Source organism: Methylomonas sp. MgM2 (genome assembly GCF_054172045.1).
Map to the genome: position 1 here is coordinate 19,700 of NZ_JBSYXO010000028.1, position 18,047 is coordinate 37,746.

The following is an 18,047-nucleotide window of genomic DNA, read 5'->3' on the forward strand; positions in this document are numbered from 1 at the left end:
CACAAAAAACACGAAATCATTCCCCGGAGTCTTTTCCTGTTTTTTGTGAATCCAACCTTTTTCGGAATCACTTAACAAGGTAAACAACCATGTGCGGAATCGCAGGCTATATGCACGCAGAACCGGCCAAACCGGTCGACCCCCAAATCCTGGCCAACATGGCCGCCATACAATACCACCGCGGCCCGGACGGCTTCGGCGTCAAAACCATGAGCGACCGCGGCATCGGTTTCGCCCATGCCCGGCTATCCATCATCGACCTGAACGAACGGCGCGGCCGCCAGCCCTTCTTGTCGTCCGACGGCGAATTGATGCTGACCCAAAACGGCGAGCTTTACGATTACAAGCGCATCAGAGCCGACCTGACCACGCGCGGCGCCCGCTTTCAATCCAAAAGCGACTCGGAACTGGTGCTGCATTTATACCAGCGCTACGGCCTGGACGAAACCTTGAAGCACTGCCGCGGCGAATTCGCCTTCGCCTTGTACGACAAGAAAAAAGACCGGCTGATGCTGGTGCGCGACCGCTTCGGCATCAAGCCGCTGTATTGGACGGAACGGAACGGCACCCTGGCGTTCGGCTCAGAACTGAAGGTCTTGTTCGCCCACCCGGAAGTGCCGCGCAAGTTCAGCGCCGAAGGGGTTTACCACCAACTCATGCAAACCATGGTGCCCGGCACCACGGCCTTTGCCGGCATACACCAGGTCAAGCCCGGCCACGCGGTCGTCATCGAACGCGACGGCCAAGGCGGCTTCGAAATCCGGGATAAAAAATACTGGGACATGGACTATCCCAAATTGGGCGAACGCGACGAATCCCGGCCCGAATCGTTTTACATCGAGGCGGTGCGCGAAAAATTGCTGGAAGCCGTGCAGTTAAGGCTGGAAGCCGACGTGCCGGTGGCCTGTTACTTGTCCGGCGGCATCGATTCCTGTTCGACCTTGGGCATGGCCGCCGCCAGCCAGCAATCGCCGGTCAAGGCCTTCACGATAGGCTTCGACGACGCCGAATACGACGAAAGCGTCATCGCCGCCGAAATGGCGGAAAGCGTGGGCGCCGACCAAGACATCATGCGCCTGGACGCCGGCCACCTGTACGACAACTTCGAAGAAACCCTGTGGCACGCCGAGCGTACGATCTACAACACCTTGGGCGTCGCCAAATTATTGATGAGCCGCCACGTCAAGCAAGCTGGCTATAAAGTCGTCGTCACCGGCGAAGGCTCCGACGAATTGTTTTCCGGCTATCCGGCGTTCCGGCGCGACATGTTCCTGCATGGTCTGGACACCCTATCGCCCGAGGAGCGCAAGGAATGGGAAGCCATGCTGGGCGAAAGCAACAAATTATTCAAAGGCGCGATGCTGGCCGAAAACGAGCTGCACGACGAGGCCTTGGATAAACTGGTCGGCTTCACCCCCAGCTGCTTGCAGCCCTGGCTGGCGGCCGCCGAACACGTGCCCGGCTTGCTGCATCCCGATCTGCGCGCCCAAACCGACGGCTATCAACCCGGCAAGGCCATTGCCGACGCGCTGGACGCCGACATGCTGGAAAACCGGCATCCACTCGATAAAACCCAATACGTCTGGATCAAGACCATGCTGGAAGGCCAAATCCTGACCTGGGGCGGCGACCGGGTCGATATGGCCAATTCAATGGAGGCGCGCCCGCCGTTTCTGGATCACCACCTGGCCGAACTGGCGACAAAACTGCCGCCTTCGATGCGGATCAAAGGCCGCACCGAAAAATACGTGCTGCGCGAAGCGATGAAGGGCCTCTTGCCCAAAACCCTGTACGAGCGCGAGAAATTCGCCTTCATGGCGCCGCCGGCCCATACCGATCCCAAGAAATGGCAGGCCATGAAACAATTGGCCGACAAGTATTTGTCCGATGAAGCGATCGAAAAAGCCGGCTTGCTGGACAAGGACGGGGTCAAGGCCATCTTCGAGTTACACGAAGCCGACGATACCGCGGCGGCCACCAAGGTGCAGCTGGATGCGGTGATCAATCACCTGATCGGCGTGCAGGTATTGCACAGCCATTTCGTCGAGCAGGATATTCCGGCCGTGGCGCAAAACCGGGCCAAGGATCTGGGCTGGCTTGTGTAATCGAGTAGAAGCTACTGATCGGGGGATACCTGTTTCGCTAGAATAAACCGTAGTAGGTCAAACTCGATCAGACATTTTTAAAAGCTAGCCGCAATCAATTTGATGTTCCGAATTGTGAACGGCTTACCATGGAAAAAAGACTCAGCGAAGTGATATTTCATTCCGAAACGCCGACCGGGCGGCGGTTTGATCTTGCGATGATCGCTATGATTTGCCTCAGCATCTTGGTCGTCATGCTGGATAGCATCGATGATGTTAGAAGCCGGCATGCGCAACTGCTCTCCAGCCTGGAATGGACATTTACGGCATTATTTAGCGCCGAATATGTCCTGCGCATACGCTATGTCCAACGACCCTGGCTTTATATGCGGAGTTTTTCCGGTATCGTCGATTTTTTATCGATTTTGCCAAGCCATACCGCTCTGTTCTTTCCAGGCGCTCAGTAAGTGCGCGCATTACGCTTGCTACGTATTTTCAGGGTGTTGAAATTGTCTGTCTATTCGAGCGAAGCGGCTATTCTGGTCACCGCCTTGACCAATTCACGGCAAAAAATCACGGTCTTTCTTTCCACGGTGTCAATGCTGGTGGTGATTTGCGGCGCGTTAATGTACGCGATCGAAGGCAAAGCGTCCGGATTTACCTCCATACCGCGCAGCATGTATTGGGCGATTGTCACTTTAACCACGGTGGGTTACGGCGATATTGCCCCCGCCAGCGCATTCGGGCAATTCGTCGCCTCCGTCATGATGATCATTGGATACGGCATCATCGCGGTTCCGACCGGTATCTACGGCGTAGAGGTGGTAAAAGCCATGCAACGGGCCAACCTGCGTAATGATGCTTGCACTCACTGTGGCGCCATCGGCCATCAGAACGACGCCAGGTTTTGTAAATATTGCGGCCATGATTTGCCTATTTAAGCGCCCATCTGTCCCGCATTCTTCTTCAGCAAACTAAGGCCGCCAGAAGCTCGGGGTAAATAGGACGACCAGCGTGAATATTTCCAAACGCCCTAATAGCATCGTGATCGCGCAAATCCAGGTTTGAAAATCGTTCAGTCCTGCGTAGTTGGTGGCCGGACCCAATTGATTCAAACCGGGTCCTGCGTTATTGATGCAGGCCAGTATCGCACTGAGCGCCGAAATGGCATCCAAACCGGTGAAAATCAGGATAAAGGTCATCGTGGCCACCGAGATGAAATACAAGAATATGAAAGCCAGTACCGCGAAGATTGCTTTATTGGCAATCGGGGTATTTCCTATCCGTACCGGATTGATGGCCCGGGGATGCAGGATGCTAAACATCTCCCGCCGGGCCTGTTTCCACAATAATAAGGTCCTAAACATCTTGATGCCGCCGCCGGTCGAACCGGTGCATACCGTGATGCAGCTCAAATAAAGCATCCACCACGGCACGAACGGCGGCCACTGATCGAAATCGCAGGAGGCAAAACCGGCATCGGTCGCAATCGAGATCAGATTGAAACCGACGTAACGCAGGCTGATGTCGAAGCTGGGGTAAACGCCGAATTCGATCAAGTAAAGGCTGCAAACCAGAATGCTGACGAACAGCAAGGCCAACATCGGTAAAGCTTCCGGATCGAACGCATACGGTTTGAAACTGGCCTTGGACAAGGCGGTGTAATGGGTCGCGAAGTTCAAGGCGGCGATCACCATGAAAAGCATGATCACCGATTCGACGGCCACCGAATCGAAATAACCGACACTGGCGTCGTGGGTGGAGAACCCGCCCAAGGACAAGGTCGAAAACGCATGGCAAACCGCATCGAACCAGGTCATGCCCACCAGCTTCAAACACGCGGCGCAAAGCAGCGTGAAACCGGCATAGACAAACCATAGCAAGCGGGCGGTTTCGGCGATACGCGGCGTTAGTTTGCTATCCTTGACCGGCCCGGGAATCTCGGCCTTGTACAACTGCATGCCGCCGACACCCAACAACGGCAAAATGGCCACGGCCAACACGATGATGCCTAAGCCGCCGATCCAGTTCAGCTCATGCCGCCACAGATTTAAAGACGGGGCGAGATTATCCAGGCCGACCAAAACCGTGGCGCCCGTGGTGGTAAATCCCGACATCGCCTCGAAAAACGCATCGGTAAAGGAAAGACTCGGCATGCCCCATAGCAAGGGCAGCGTGGCAGCCGATGCCATCAAAAGCCAAAAGAATGCCACCAACAGGTAGCCGTCCCGGTTCTTGATTTCCCCGCGAAATTGCATGGTCGCGCCGGCCATGATGCCGCCGACGCCGATATTGAGCGACATGCCGCGTAGAAAGTGTTCGGTCATGCCGTCGTCGAATACCAGCGATGTGACGATAGGCAAAATGTAAGTCAGGCCGAAGATCATCAAGATCAGGCCGAACGCGAAGGCGAGAGTACAAAAACGTTGCATGAATTCGATCGTTAAAAAGCACGCACTTGGCGCGGCATTTCAAAAAGGTCGAAAAATCGTAACAGATGGTTCTTAGCAAACAATTGGCTACCCAATATTTATACGGTATTTATATTTCTTGTTCGGTACATTCAGCCTATACGGTACGAGCGGTTACGAATAAATAACCGGCTTGCGACCCGTTAAATTGCCGGTTTGAAGATTGAAAGGGGGATTTATGATCTGGATATATGGGTTGAGTGGCGGCTTGGCGCTGGCCGTATTCGTTTATCTCGTCATAGCGTTGTTTTATCCGGAGAAGTTCTGATGACAGAGCAAGGCCTTTTGCAAATCGGTCTGTATTTGGGCGTACTGCTGTTATTGGTTAATCCGCTTGGAAGCTACATGGCACGGATTTATCTTGATGAGCCGGCCGGTTTGAACCGCTGGGTAGGGCGAATCGAGCTTGGCTTGTATCGCTTAAGCGGTGTCGATCCCAACCGCGAAATGAACTGGCGGCAATACTCGACCGCAATGCTGCTGTTCAACCTGCTCGGGATAGCCGCGGTTTTCGGCTTGCAGCGCATGCAGGCTGTTCTGCCGCTGAATCCGCAAGGGCTGCCCGCCGTCGGCGCCGATTCCGCGTTGAATACGGCCGTCAGTTTTGCGACCAATACCAACTGGCAAGGGTATGGCGGCGAAACCACGATGAGTTATCTGACCCAGATGCTGGGCTTGACGGTACAGAATTTCCTGTCGGCCGCCGGCGGCATGGCGGTTTTGGTGGCGTTGATTCGCGGGTTTGCTCGGCACAACGCCGAAACCATAGGCAATTTCTGGGTGGATATGACGCGCAGCGTGCTCTATATTCTGCTGCCTATATCGCTGCTTTTTGCCGTTACGCTGGCCGGACAAGGCGTCGTGCAAAGCCTTGCGCCTTACCGGACAGCCGCGACCGTTGAAGCACAAAGCATTAGCAATGCGAAAAGCGAGCAACAAACCATCGCCATGGGGCCGGTCGCTTCGCAACTGGCGATCAAACAACTCGGCACCAACGGCGGCGGTTTCTTCAACGTCAATTCCGCTCACCCGTTCGAAAATCCCACGCCCTTGGCCAATTTCCTGGAAATGCTGGCGATTTTGCTGATCCCGGCGGCCTTGTGTTACAGCTTCGGCGTCATGGCTGGCGATACCCGCCAAGGCTGGCTGATTCTGGCAACCATGGCGGCGATATTCATCCCCTGCGTATTGCTGACCGCGGCCGCCGAACAAGCCGGCAATCCGCTGCTGGCGAATCTGGGTGTCGATCAAACCGCATCATTGGTCCAAGTCGGCGGCAACATGGAGGGCAAGGAAACCCGTTTCGGCATCGTCAATTCGGCCTTATGGGCGGTGGCGACCACGGCGGCGTCCAACGGCTCGGTCAACGCCATGCACGACTCGTTCACGCCGCTGGGCGGCCTGATCCCAATGGCGCTGATACAACTCGGCGAAGTGGTGTTCGGCGGCGTCGGCTCCGGTCTGTACGGCATGCTGGTATTTGCATTGGTTGCGGTATTCATCGCCGGCCTGATGATAGGCCGTACCCCGGAGTATTTGGGTAAGAAAATCGAAGCCTTTGAAATGAAAATGGCGGCCTTGGTGATTTTGATCCCGCCGCTGCTGGTGCTGGGCGGCACGGCGCTTGCCTTGATGATGGATGCCGGCAAGGCTTCCATCTTCAACCCAGGCCCGCACGGTTTCAGCGAAGTGCTGTATGCCTTTTCGTCGGCGGGCAACAATAACGGCAGCGCCTTTGCCGGGCTGAATGCCAACGTGCCTTTCTATAACCTGAGCCTCGCCATCGCGATGCTGATTGCCCGTTACGGGTTGATGGTGCCGGTACTGGCCATTGCCGGTTCCCTGGCGGCGAAAAAGACCGTGCCGGTTGGCGCCGGTACCTTGCCGACGCACACGCCGTTGTTCGGCTTGTTGTTGCTGGTTGTGGTCGTGATGGTCGGCGCCCTGACCTTCGTGCCGGCATTGGCGCTGGGGCCCATTGTCGAACACTTGCAAATGAGCGGTCTGCGTTGATCGGAAGGGTGGCATCATGACTAAGAAAACACTTTCGACGGCTTTATTCGACAGCGACATCCTGCAACAGGCCGTGGTCGCAGCCTTTGCAAAATTGACGCCCCGGCAGCAGTGGAAGAATCCGGTGATGTTCGTGGTCTATCTCTGCAGCCTGTTGACCAGCGTGCTTTGGCTGCAAGCCTTGCGCGGCCAAGGCGACGCGCCTAGCGGTTTTATTCTGGCCATTACCTGTTGGTTGTGGTTTACCGTATTGTTCGCCAATTTCGCCGAAGCGGTCGCCGAGGGCCGTAGCAAGGCACAAGCCTCGTTTTTGCATAGCAGCAAGCGCGATATTATCGCCAAGAAGCTGGATGACGCCCATTACGGTAGCCCTTTCCGCGCAGTGGAAGCCTCCCTGCTGCGCAAGGGTGATCTGGTAGTCATCGAAGCCGGCGATTTCATACCGGGCGACGGCGACGTGATCGAAGGTGTAGCGTCGGTGGACGAGAGTGCGATTACCGGCGAAAGTGCACCGGTAATTCGCGAATCCGGCGGCGACTTCAGTTCCGTAACCGGAGGTACGCGCGTGTTGTCGGACTGGCTGGTGGTGCGCATCAGCGCCAATCCGGGAGAAACCTTTCTGGATAGAATGATCGCGATGGTGGAAGGCTCCGAGCGGCAAAAAACGCCCAACGAAATCGCGCTGACTATTTTGCTGGTGGCACTAACGCTGGTGTTTTTGATGGCCACCGCGACCTTGTTGCCGTTTTCTGTGTACAGTGTCGAGACCGCCGGCAGCGGCCAGGCCTTGTCGATTACCGTATTGGTCGCCTTGCTGGTGTGTCTGATCCCCACCACCATCGGCGGCTTGTTGTCGGCGATCGGCGTGGCCGGCATAGGCCGTATGATGCAGAAAAACGTCATCGCCACTTCGGGCCGGGCGGTGGAAGCGGCCGGCGACGTCGACGTGCTGTTGCTGGACAAGACGGGCACTATCACGCTTGGTAACCGCCAGGCAACCGCGTTTATCCCAGCCAAAGGGGTCAGCGAAAAACAACTGGCGGATGCCGCACAGTTATCGTCGCTGGCCGACGAAACCCCGGAAGGCCGCAGTATCGTGGTACTCGCCAAGCAAAAGTTCGGCTTTCGAGGCCGCGATGTACAGGCTTTGGGTGCAACCTTCGTGCATTTCAGCGCCCAAACCCGAATGAGTGGCGTCAATTTGAAAGGCCGACAGATTCGCAAGGGTTCTGAAGATGCGATTCGTAGCCATATCACCGAGCAAGGTGGACACTTTCCGGCGGATACTGGAAAAATTGTGATCGATGTTTCCCGCCGCGGTTCGACACCATTGGTGGTAGCCGAAGACAACAAGGTCCTGGGCATCATAGAATTGAAGGACGTGGTCAAGGGCGGCATCAAGGAACGTTTCATCGAACTCAGGCAAATGGGCATCAAGACCATCATGATCACCGGCGACAACCGGCTGACCGCCGCCGCGATCGCCGCCGAGGCCGGCGTCGACGATTTTCTGGCCGAAGCCACCCCGGAAGCCAAATTGGCCTTGATTCGCCGGCACCAAGCCGAAGGCCGCTTGGTGGCGATGACCGGCGACGGCACCAACGACGCGCCGGCCTTGGCGCAAGCGGATGTCGCGGTGGCGATGAACAGCGGCACCCAAGCCGCCAAGGAAGCCGGCAACATGGTCGATCTGGATTCCAACCCGACCAAATTGATCGAAATCGTCGAGACCGGCAAGCAAATGCTGATGACGCGCGGTGCCTTGACCACCTTCAGCATCGCCAACGACGTGGCCAAATACTTCGCGATCATCCCGGCCGCCTTCGCCGGCACCTATCCGGCCTTGAACGTGTTGAACGTGATGCAGCTGGCGACGCCGGCCAGCGCGATTCTGTCGGCGGTGATATTCAATGCCCTGATCATCATCGCCTTGATTCCGCTGGCCTTGCGCGGCGTGAGGTACAAGCCGGTCGGTGCCGAGCAGCTATTGCAAAACAATCTGCTGGTCTACGGTTTGGGCGGCTTGGTAGTGCCTTTCATCGGCATCAAGCTGATCGATGCTTTGCTGGCCGGTCTGCATCTGGTTTAACGGGAGGCGTTATGTCTACTTATCTGAAACCCGCCGTTGCGTTGTTTACACTGCTGACGCTTTTGACCGGCGTCGTTTATCCGTTATTGGTGACGGCTTTAGCGCAAGGATTTTTTCCGGTGCAAGCCAACGGCAGCTTGATCAAAGACGACAAAGGTGAAATCATCGGTTCCGAATTGATCGGGCAACAATTCAGCGATCCTACCTATTTTTGGGGCAGGCCGTCGGCGACCTCGCCTTATCCTTATAACGCCGCCGCGTCGTCCGGTTCCAATCTCGGGCCGATCAACCCGGCTTTGGTCGATACAGTCGCGGCAAGAGTCAAGGCGCTACTCGACGCCGATCCCGGCAATCGTGCGTCGATTCCGGTTGACCTGGTCACCGCCTCCGCCAGCGGCCTCGATCCGCACATCAGCATCGTAGCCGCCGAATACCAAGTACCGCGCATTGCCAAAGCGCGCCACATCGACCCTGCCAAACTGCGCAACTTGCTTGCAAAACACACCGAAGGCCGGCAATGGCAAATCTTCGGCGAGCCCAGAGTCAATGTGCTGAAACTAAATTTGTCGTTAGCTGGTTTGGGTGGTAAGGATTAAAGGGTTTGTTGACCGGCTCGGGCCGGCCAAAACCGGACTGTCATATTGCCGGGGCATTGACAGCGGTTGATTCATTCGCCGCCGGTCAGTAGTTTAGCCGTCTATGCATGATTGCAAGTCCATATTGGCGATTTTTGCCCATCCCCTCGAAAAAGTAAAAATTAGCAATATTTAATAGGCTTGCATGCAATTTCCACCATTTTATCTGGCACATAATCCCCCCCGCTATTATCCATTTCAACACCAGCCCTTACGTTTGGCCGAGTCAGTCTATTGACAAACGTAGCCTATGGGCTACACTTAAAGCATGGTCGATATAAAGAAAACCGATGTTTATGCCCGATGGCTGGACGATCTTCGTGACATTCGTGCTCGCGCACGAGTTTTGGCCAGGGTCGAACGTCTAGCTGCCGGCAATCCGGGTGACGTGAAGTCGGTAGGCGAAGGCGTATCGGAAATGCGCATCGACTATGGCCCCGGCTATCGGGTGTATTTCACGCGACGCGGCGACGAAATCATCATTTTATTGGCTGGTGGCGATAAAAGCACACAGGATGCCGACATTAAAACCGCTCAAAGTCTTGCCCGTAACTTGTAGGATAACGTAATGACAAAAACTATCACCAGCCGCTACGATGTGGCGGAGCACTTGAGAACCACCGAAGAAATGGCGGCCTATTTGGACGCCTGCATCGCGGAGGCCGACGGCGATGCAGCCTTCATAGCCAAGGCACTTGGTGATATTGCCCGTGCACGCGGCATGTCGCAGATTGCCAAAGACACCGGCCTTTCCCGCGAAAGCCTGTATCGATCCCTGGACGGCGAGCACATTCCCAGTTTCGATACGATCCTCAAGGTAACGAAGGCGCTAGGCATTCATCTACATGCCGATCCGGCCTGATCTTGGGATTGAAATCCGACAGGTCGAAAACGTACGTTAGCATCTAATATAATTCGATTATTGGCTTTCTTGAGCAGGCTGACGGACAACACCCGGTCATTATGTGAAGTTTCCTTTTGTGCGCAACAGCTTTGGCGCAACCGTGATGTAAGCCGGCTTTGAAGCCTGTAACATGCTCGCAATCTTTGCATAATTTCCATGATTTGAAACAAGCTTTCAAATTCACCAAAAAGGAGCAATATCAGCATTTATTCCCGTCGATGCGATCACCCCTATCGAACTCTCACTTTTTATCGACTTGAAGGATAAATTCCGCATGATTGTTTCCGTGTTGGGAACTATTTTAAGTAGAAAAAGGCTATCTGGTGTGCTGAGTATCGTTTCCTGAATTGAACAACAGAAAATCCTTTCCTGAAGTTTGCAAAAATTATGTCCAGCTTTTTATCTGACTGCCTGGCTCAATCCGCTTGATTCCTGATGTCAACTAGTCGAAACCAAGGCACTGTGCATAACGGCCATGAGCGGCCGCTGTAGATGCTGACGAAATTTTTCATCCCTAACCGCAACGAATGACAGCTTTTCGGCATGCAACCTTGAGTTCTTTTTGGTTCGACCCGGCTAAAAGCTGAGCTTCGGGGTTCGTTTCTGAATGGCCGGTTTATGTCAGAAATTGCTCGTTTAACGTAAAGTTGAGGGGCGTGTCTCTCTCAGACGCCATGTTACGCGCTTTGAGGTTTTGCACCAGGAAACCATTCAATGTGTTGGTCACCAACGCGCCCCCAATAAGTAACACGCTTGCCGCGTAGAAACGCAATATAACCCTGAACACCTGCATTCATAGCCCGCTTGGTGAAGTCGCGGTAATGCTGACCATTTTGCTGGCTGTCGAGAATTGCAGCCCGAAGCCCTTCAACATCGAACTCACGTGCAACAGAAGGCAGACCCTCATAATTGATTGGAGTCTTAATAATCTCCCCCGAGGCACTGTAATAAGTTTTTTGCAGCGCCACATAATCGACGTGGTAATACTCAACACCTGTTTCTAACAACCTGCGTACAACCTCTGGAAAAGGGATGCTTCCATCAAGGGTTGCGCGGGCAACTTCAGCAACAATTTTAGATTCCATATTGTTTCCTAATTTTCTATGGATGGAATAAAAGCCTAACGATAAGCCCACCTGACCAAAAACCGCATACCGGTTTTTGGTCGAGTGAAGTGTTTCGTTAGACTGGGATGCGTAGATTTAAGCTTACCCATCCCCCAGTTAAATTTAAATTTCTTGGAGTGCTCCATTAGAATAGACATAGTAATTCCAAGGGATTGTATCGCATGCGACCTCCCTCATGTCTTGATTGGAAAATACTGCCGACGAATTTTTTCCGGCAAATCAGCCGTCAATCAAACACCTCCCCAATCGGGTTGTCAACAAAAGCCCGATAAAATCAAAAGAGATTCCAACTAGAAAAGTGTCTTTCGGGCTTTTTCCAACTAGGCCTTAGCCGTTTAGATCGATTATGTGGCTGAAGAGGTCTGTTTGCTGCGGCGCTCGGCCAGTGCATCGGCCAGTGCCCGGACCCGCAGTGGAATATAACGATGACTGGGATAAACCAAAGAAATCGGCATGGGTGCCGGTGTATAGTTTTGAAGCAGTTCCACCAGACTACCTTTCCTGACCTCGTGCTCGGCTATGTAGCTCGGCACCTGAATCAAGCCCAGCCCCAGCACCGCAGCCTGTATGAGGGCATCGCCATCGCCCAACCGTATGTCGCCTTCCGGTACAAACGAGTAATCCCGCTTGCCGAGCCGAAATTGCCAGGATCGATCCCGACCGCTCGTGGGCATGCGAAACGACAGGCAGGTATGCGCTTTCAGTTCATCCGGAGATTCGGGTTTGCCGTGCTCGTTGATGTAGGCAGGACTCGCACACGTCCATAGGACTTGCTGATCAAACATGCGTCCGACCAGGCGGGAATCGGCCAATGGACCGATGCGCACCGAGGCATCCAAACCTTCCTTGATGGTATCGACCATTTGATCGGAAAAACGCGCATCGATATTTAATGCCGGGTTCAGCATTTTGAGCCTTGCAAGCACCGGCAAGATAAACATACGGCCATATACGACCGGCATGTCGATGCGCAACGTGCCGCGCAGTTCGGTTCGTGCGCCCACCGCTGCTGCTTCAAACGCTTCGACTTCCTCGAGAATCCGCAAGCATTGCGGAAAGAGCTCCTCCCCATCCGGGGATAAGCTGACCTGCCGCGTGGTACGGTGAAACAGACGCACGCCCATACGTTCTTCCAGGCGCGCGACATTTTTGGCAACAGCCGATGCCGATAAGCCTAAGTCACGCGCCGCGCCTGCAAAGCTTCCATGGCGGGCAGCCGACGCAAAGGAAACGATGAGATCAAAACTGGCCATCGGCAAATACCTCCGCAATTAAAGACAATTTGTCCTTAATATTATGACATCTATTGCCGTTCACAAGTTAATCGGCACCCATCATACTTTAGCCGTCGGGTTCGATGACTCGGTCAACTCTAATAGATCAATCAAGGAGATCAACATGAATGTTATTCAAAATTCTCAGCTCCCGCGCACGGCCTTGCCAGGCGTCGAAAATACAACGCTCGCGGGTTCACAGAACGGCCTGAATGGACTTTCCGTCTGGCGTTCGACTATCGCTCCCGGCGGAGCCACTCCTCCGCATCGTCACGACTGCGAGGAAGTAGTACTCATCCAAGCGGGCTGCGGAGAGTTACATCTAGACAACCAAGTACAACGCTTCGGGCCGGATACGACGTTAATCGTGCCACGCAATGCTCCACATCAGATTATCAATGTCGGCGACGTGCCAATGGAGCTCATCGGTGTGTTTTCTGTGGCACCGGTGGAAGTGTTTTTCCCTGACGGCCAACCGATCGAATTGCCCTGGCCTTCTTGATATCTGCACGGCAGATCTGATCACTGCATAGGTTATATGTGGGATTACTGCCGCTCGCCAATCGCGGTCTTTGCCACTCATTTTTAAAATTCATGGAGTACCAACATCATAACTACCAATACTTTTCGCCTCGTTGTTACCGTCTTTCTGCTCGCAAGCTTTTCCTCTTTGGCGCACGCCGCTCCGGAAGAAGTTCGAGAAGCGTCTGCAAAGCATTGTCAATTTGTAAGTAGCGTCAACGGATCGTCCGGATATGGAAAGCATTCGCGCTGGAAGCCAATTGCACAGACTAATGCTATGCAAAAAGCGAGCACCCTTGGGGCGACCCATATGGTTTATGGCAATTTTAGAGCGATAGGAACAACGAACGGTGTAGCCAGTGCCCGGGCTTACGTTTGTCACTAATAGAGATTCCCAGCTCATAGCGGATTTCGGGGTGGGAAATTATCAGCCTTGCGATAGGTGTTCTGTAGCGCAACCGAAAATAAGGATATCCGTCCGGCCCCACTGATGTCATGAATTGACAACATCAGGGACACGCCGTGTACTGCACCGCGTCCGCAAAGCTTTCAATTCGCAATTAGCACGAAAGGCAGGTCACATATGAATACTTTAATTAAATTCTGTAGCATTGCTTCATTCTTAATTTGTTTTAGCGCGTCAGATTCCTTTGCCAACGACGCGAAAAAAAATGCACCTCCAAACACTGAAGAAAAATATCTTTTTGTCTGGGCGGGTGATCAGGAACACGATGATCCTGATTTTCTTGCTGTAATCAATTTTGACTCGAAATCTGATGACTATGGAAAAGTCATTACCACTGTGCCATTACCGCCTCCGGGTGAAACCCACAATGAACCGCATCATTGCCACCTATCCAAGGACAAAAACATTTTGGCTTGCGGCGGACTGCTGAGTCTTCTGAAAAATCAAGACAGTATATTCTTTTTTGATGTCTCAAACCCTGAAATGCCGGTGTTTCTTTCCTCTACGAAAGCGGCTCTCTCCGATATAACCGATGATTTTCTTCCGCTCGACAGCGGCGGATTCCTGATAACCAATATGGGTTCGGAATCGGGGTTTACGCCCGGAAGGTTAGTTGAACTGGATGCCAGGCAGGGGATAGTCAATGAATGGCCCATTCTAACCCCTAGCGATGACGCATCGACGCTCGACGATTTTAACCCGCACGGAATCAGCGCTAGACCCGAAGTTAATCTGATGGTGACCTCCGACTTTCTCGAACCCGCATCAACACTTAATGACGTACCAGGTGAGTCGGTGCTTCGAAGCAGCGTACGGGTATGGAATTTCCAAAAGCGCCGCATCACTCGAACCATACCGATTGTTTCGCCTACTAGCGGGAGTGCGGGCGTAGGAACGATGGATATCAAACTGATTCCTGGCGATCCGCACAAACGAGCATTCACAGCCGGAATGTTCGACGGCTGGATTTACTTGGTCGATACGGTCAAGGGAAAAGCGACTCCCGTATTCGACTGCGAGGACATTGTTCCGCACGTCGAGGTTGAAGTTCGAGGCGGCATGATTCAGTTGCTCGATATTACCAAATCAGGCAAAAGCAGATTGTTGACCGGCGCATTTCAGGCTGGGCAAGTCATTATGTTAGATGTTTCTGACCCTGAAAATCCCAAACAGGCAGCTGTCGTCGATCTGGGCAAAGGTGCGGGCCCTCACTCTCTCTATTTGAGCGCAGATGACAAACGATTAGTGGTCACTGACTACTTCCTCGAAGAAGAGGACTTCGGCAAGATCCACTTCGAAGGAGATCACAAGGTTCACGTTATCCAAGTCGATGAGAATAATCTGCAGCTCGATCCTCGTTTTACACTTGATTTCAATACCGCATTTTCCACGGGTCCCGCTCGACCTCATGGATTTGCTATGAAATGATGTAGAAATTTGATAAAGCGGTCTCATCCGATTCCGGCACGAAGAAAGCAGAATATGGATCAAATTAATCCGAACGGGCGGGGGTGACGGGATTTCGTCCGTCGCCTCTCCCACACTACCGAGCATGCGGTTTTCCCATAGCCGGCGGTTGAACCCAGCGACTTAGTTCGTCGCAATTTCGTTTCACTGCCGAGAGCGAAACGTTGGCCCCCGTGCAACGCGATGAGTTCAGGGAAGCCTGGAACACCGATATGTCGGCTATCGAAGCCGAGCAACTGCAAGATGACAGCCCATGTAATATTAGCACGCGTCCGAAGCGCTCGGGTTGGCCGCCAACCTTTGGCGGACCATCTGCGATGATCGAACGCCGCCATGAATCCGAATCCGGCGCTTGTGAGAAATGCGGGAAAAACTTGGTCAAGATCGGCGAAGACGTAACTGAAAAATTGGATGTCGAGCCGGTTAAGTTTTTCGCGCATCGTAATTTATGCCCTGTGGGAATGCCCCTGCTACGCGCCACATCCGCCATTCAAGGCGGTCGTACCGTAGCAACGAGTTGCAACTCGGACCCAAGATCATCGCCTTCGGCTATCAAGGCGAGGCCTTAGTGGCCGGCATGTCAGACAGATTTTACAAGACTAGCAGTACCACCTCATGGTTGATGACTATGGTGATTTCAAAGCCTCGTTTGCGCATGCAGGGATCAGGGCAGGGTTATCAGTAATAAAAATCCCTATCTCGACAATATGACAGAATGCAGCCATTCGATGGCATATCTCGACTGGCGACTCTTGGCAGCTGGGTTGAGGTCGCCACCGGCTGCTTTGTAGTCCTCCAGCTTCCAAATCTGGCCTTAACCGACGGGCCGCTTTGGAGAAATGCGAGTGGCAGGAATGGGTCGATTTTGCCGTACCCCCCCTCGGCATTTTACTCATTGTCTCCGGCAGCTCGCAGCCGCTCTGCTATCCCAAACCGTCTGTAAAAAATTTTGTAAGGAATTTCGAACGGCTCCGACTGATGGAGCAGGAAGGCATTGTTGCTTGTCCTGATCATTCATTTATCTATCGGAGAGAACACTATGAACAAAAAAACCTTGTCTTTGACACTTGGCGGCGCGTTGGCTTCAACCTTGATGGGCGCGGTTCCGGCCATTCAAGCCGGCGAAAATCCGTTTGCGATGTCCAGCATAAATCCTACTCAGTTGGCGACAGCTGAGGATAAAGCCAAGGAAGGTAAATGCGGCGAAGGCAAATGTGGGGCCGATAAGGCTAAGGTTGCGTCAGACGATAAGGCGGCAGAAGGCAAATGCGGTACTGACAAAGCCAAGGAAGCCAGTTGCGGCGCCAACAAAACAGAAGGTACTCAAGCCGCACCCACTGGCAAATAAGATTGGGGTTACCGCCGATGACTACTGACTATCCTTTCGATCTTACGGGTTCCGGGTTAGGTTTGCGACGAGCGCTGTTGCCCGCGTTGCAATCCGACGTACCGGACAACATCGACTTTTTCGAGGTATCACCGGAAAATTGGATGGGCGTTGGCGGTCAACTCGGCAAACAGTTTCGTCGCCTGACCGAGCGCCACCGCTTCGTGGCGCACGGTTTGGCCCTGTCTTTGGGCGGTCCGGCGCCGCTTGATACTGCATTTTTAGGTGAACTGAAACAATTTCTGGATCATCACGATTTTGCCCTGTACACCGAGCACTTGAGCTTTTGCAGCGACGAAGGACATTTTTATGACTTATACCCGATCCCGTTTACCGAACAGGCGGTCAGGCATGTCGCCCGCCGTATCCGCCAGACTCAGGAGATTCTGGAACGCCCCATCGCCCTGGAAAACGCCTCTTACTATGTCCAGCCGCCCCAAGCGGAAATGGACGAACTGACATTCATCAATGCGGTACTCGGCGAAGCCGGTTGCTTTCTGCATCTGGACGTCAACAACATCTACGTCAACAGCGTCAATCACGGCTACGACCCGATCGCGTTCTTACGCGGCTTGCCCGGCGAGCACATCGTCTATGGGCACGTTGCGGGTCACGATCAGGAACCTTCGGGCTTGATCATCGACACCCACGGCCGGAATACGATCGAACCGGTTTGGGACTTGCTGGCCGAGGCCTATCGAAATTATGGCGTGTTTCCGACCTTGGCGGAACGCGACAGCAATATTCCGCCATTGGCCGACTTATTGATCGAAGTGGAACGAATTCGTGACTTGCAAAAGTGTCATCGGTTCTGCCGCAACGCACATGACATCAGCGAGGTGGCGGCATGAACACGACACCTACATTTCAACAACAGCAACGGCATTTTCTGAACTATTTGCGTCAACCGCAAGCAGCTCGATTACCTGCGGGATTCGCCCCTGAACGGCTAGCCGTGTATGTCGATCTGCTCTATAACAAATTCGACGAGAGCCTGACGGCTTGTTTTCCGGTCATGCACAGCCTGCTGTCGAAAGAGGACTGGCAAAAGTTGCTGCTGGATTTCATCGCCGAACATCGCTGCCTGACGCCGTATTACCGGCAAATTCCCGATGAGTTTTTGCATTATCTGCAACAGGAGCGTCAGCAGCCTGGCGATTGGCCGTTTTTAGCCGAACTGGCGCATTTCGAATGGATCGAATTGCAGTTGTCGATCGCCGAGTCGGAGCCGGTAACCCGAAAGACGCTGTCCGCCGCCGATTTACTCAACCATGTCCCGGTATTGGCGCCGGTCATGCAGTTGCTGCATTACCGCTGGCCGGTACAGGACATCGGCCCAAACTGCCTGCCGAGCCAGCCGCCCGAAACGGTCAACCTCATCCTGGGTTTTCGCGACCGCGACGATCAAGTGCGATTTATCAACCCAAGCCCGGCCACGGCGCAATTGATCGTGCTGCTCGATAGCGGTTTGACTGGACAGCAAGCCTTGCAGGCCCTGAACGGCGACGAATGCCCAACCCCCCAATTTCTGGAATTCGGCCGGCGCATGCTGGTCGAGTTGCACCAACAGGATGTGATTGTCGATGTCCAACCGATTTGATCTTTGGA

Annotated in this window: 15 protein-coding genes and 2 pseudogenes; 14 read left to right on the forward strand and 3 right to left on the reverse strand. The window is 53.8% G+C overall.

The window, feature by feature from the left end; translation table 11 throughout:
* The first annotated feature begins 89 nt into the window (after positions 1-89).
* Both asnB and ACW73I_RS17565 read left to right on the forward strand, forming a co-directional pair.
* Positions 90-2,105, forward strand: a complete 2,016-nt coding sequence (gene asnB / locus ACW73I_RS17560) for an asparagine synthase (glutamine-hydrolyzing) (RefSeq protein WP_458030732.1) — start codon at positions 90-92, stop codon at positions 2,103-2,105.
* Between the two features lie 128 nt (positions 2,106-2,233).
* Positions 2,234-3,025, forward strand: a pseudogene (locus tag ACW73I_RS17565) (ion transporter).
* Positions 3,026-3,058: 33 nt separating this feature from the next.
* On the opposite strand, the gene ACW73I_RS17570 reads toward ACW73I_RS17565, so the two are convergent.
* On the reverse strand, positions 3,059-4,516 hold the full coding sequence (locus ACW73I_RS17570) for a TrkH family potassium uptake protein (protein WP_458030733.1): 1,458 nt from the start codon (positions 4,514-4,516) through the stop codon (positions 3,059-3,061).
* A 217-nt stretch (positions 4,517-4,733) separates the two neighbouring features.
* Between ACW73I_RS17570 and ACW73I_RS17575 the strand changes: the two genes are divergently transcribed.
* The 6 genes from ACW73I_RS17575 to ACW73I_RS17600 all read left to right on the forward strand — a co-directional run bounded on the left by ACW73I_RS17575 (position 4,734) and on the right by ACW73I_RS17600 (position 10,154).
* On the forward strand, positions 4,734-4,823 hold the full coding sequence (locus ACW73I_RS17575; RefSeq protein ID WP_458030734.1) for a potassium-transporting ATPase subunit F: 90 nt from the start codon (positions 4,734-4,736) through the stop codon (positions 4,821-4,823).
* Positions 4,823-6,568: a potassium-transporting ATPase subunit KdpA gene (gene kdpA, locus ACW73I_RS17580; RefSeq protein ID WP_458030735.1), complete on the forward strand. Its 1,746-nt coding sequence runs from the start codon at positions 4,823-4,825 to the stop codon at positions 6,566-6,568. Before ACW73I_RS17575 ends, kdpA begins: the two co-directional genes overlap by 1 nt.
* Before the next feature lie 16 nt (positions 6,569-6,584).
* A complete protein-coding gene (kdpB, locus tag ACW73I_RS17585; protein ID WP_458030736.1) occupies positions 6,585-8,657 on the forward strand; it encodes a potassium-transporting ATPase subunit KdpB in 2,073 nt (690 codons plus the stop codon).
* Between the two features lie 11 nt (positions 8,658-8,668).
* Positions 8,669-9,253: a potassium-transporting ATPase subunit KdpC gene (gene kdpC, locus ACW73I_RS17590; RefSeq protein ID WP_458030737.1), complete on the forward strand. Its 585-nt coding sequence runs from the start codon at positions 8,669-8,671 to the stop codon at positions 9,251-9,253.
* 307 nt (positions 9,254-9,560) lie between these two features.
* Positions 9,561-9,851, forward strand: a complete 291-nt coding sequence (locus ACW73I_RS17595) for a type II toxin-antitoxin system RelE/ParE family toxin (RefSeq protein WP_458030738.1) — start codon at positions 9,561-9,563, stop codon at positions 9,849-9,851.
* A 9-nt stretch (positions 9,852-9,860) separates the two neighbouring features.
* Positions 9,861-10,154 carry an addiction module antidote protein gene (locus tag ACW73I_RS17600; protein WP_458030739.1) on the forward strand — a complete coding sequence of 98 codons (294 nt, stop codon included), beginning with the start codon at positions 9,861-9,863 and terminating at the stop codon, positions 10,152-10,154.
* A 719-nt stretch (positions 10,155-10,873) separates the two neighbouring features.
* On the opposite strand, the gene ACW73I_RS17605 is transcribed toward ACW73I_RS17600, so the two are convergent.
* Both ACW73I_RS17605 and ACW73I_RS17610 read right to left on the reverse strand, forming a co-directional pair.
* Entirely contained in the window at positions 10,874-11,281 is a 408-nt protein-coding gene (locus ACW73I_RS17605; protein ID WP_458030740.1) for a DUF1398 domain-containing protein, read from the reverse strand.
* Between the two features lie 386 nt (positions 11,282-11,667).
* Entirely contained in the window at positions 11,668-12,576 is a 909-nt protein-coding gene (locus ACW73I_RS17610; RefSeq protein ID WP_458030741.1) for a LysR family transcriptional regulator, read from the reverse strand.
* A gap of 145 nt (positions 12,577-12,721) precedes the next feature.
* Between ACW73I_RS17610 and ACW73I_RS17615 the strand changes: the two genes are divergently transcribed.
* The 6 genes and pseudogenes from ACW73I_RS17615 to ACW73I_RS17640 all read left to right on the forward strand — a co-directional run bounded on the left by ACW73I_RS17615 (position 12,722) and on the right by ACW73I_RS17640 (position 18,039).
* Positions 12,722-13,099 carry a cupin domain-containing protein gene (locus ACW73I_RS17615; RefSeq protein WP_458030742.1) on the forward strand — a complete coding sequence of 126 codons (378 nt, stop codon included), beginning with the start codon at positions 12,722-12,724 and terminating at the stop codon, positions 13,097-13,099.
* 603 nt (positions 13,100-13,702) lie between these two features.
* On the forward strand, positions 13,703-15,013 hold the full coding sequence (locus ACW73I_RS17620; RefSeq protein WP_458030743.1) for a selenium-binding protein SBP56-related protein: 1,311 nt from the start codon (positions 13,703-13,705) through the stop codon (positions 15,011-15,013).
* Between the two features lie 173 nt (positions 15,014-15,186).
* Positions 15,187-15,507 (forward strand): annotated as a pseudogene (locus ACW73I_RS17625) (IS66 family transposase zinc-finger binding domain-containing protein); the annotation flags it as partial.
* 584 nt (positions 15,508-16,091) lie between these two features.
* On the forward strand, positions 16,092-16,400 hold the full coding sequence (locus tag ACW73I_RS17630) for an HvfA family oxazolone/thioamide-modified RiPP metallophore (RefSeq protein WP_458030744.1): 309 nt from the start codon (positions 16,092-16,094) through the stop codon (positions 16,398-16,400).
* Positions 16,401-16,417: 17 nt separating this feature from the next.
* The gene (locus tag ACW73I_RS17635; RefSeq protein ID WP_458030745.1) at positions 16,418-17,290 is read left to right on the forward strand and encodes an HvfB family MNIO-type RiPP peptide maturase; all 873 of its coding nucleotides are present in this window, start codon (positions 16,418-16,420) and stop codon (positions 17,288-17,290) included.
* A complete protein-coding gene (locus tag ACW73I_RS17640; protein ID WP_458030746.1) occupies positions 17,287-18,039 on the forward strand; it encodes an HvfC family RiPP maturation protein in 753 nt (250 codons plus the stop codon). The genes ACW73I_RS17635 and ACW73I_RS17640 overlap by 4 nt, the downstream gene beginning before the upstream one ends.
* The last annotated feature ends 8 nt before the right edge of the window (positions 18,040-18,047 follow it).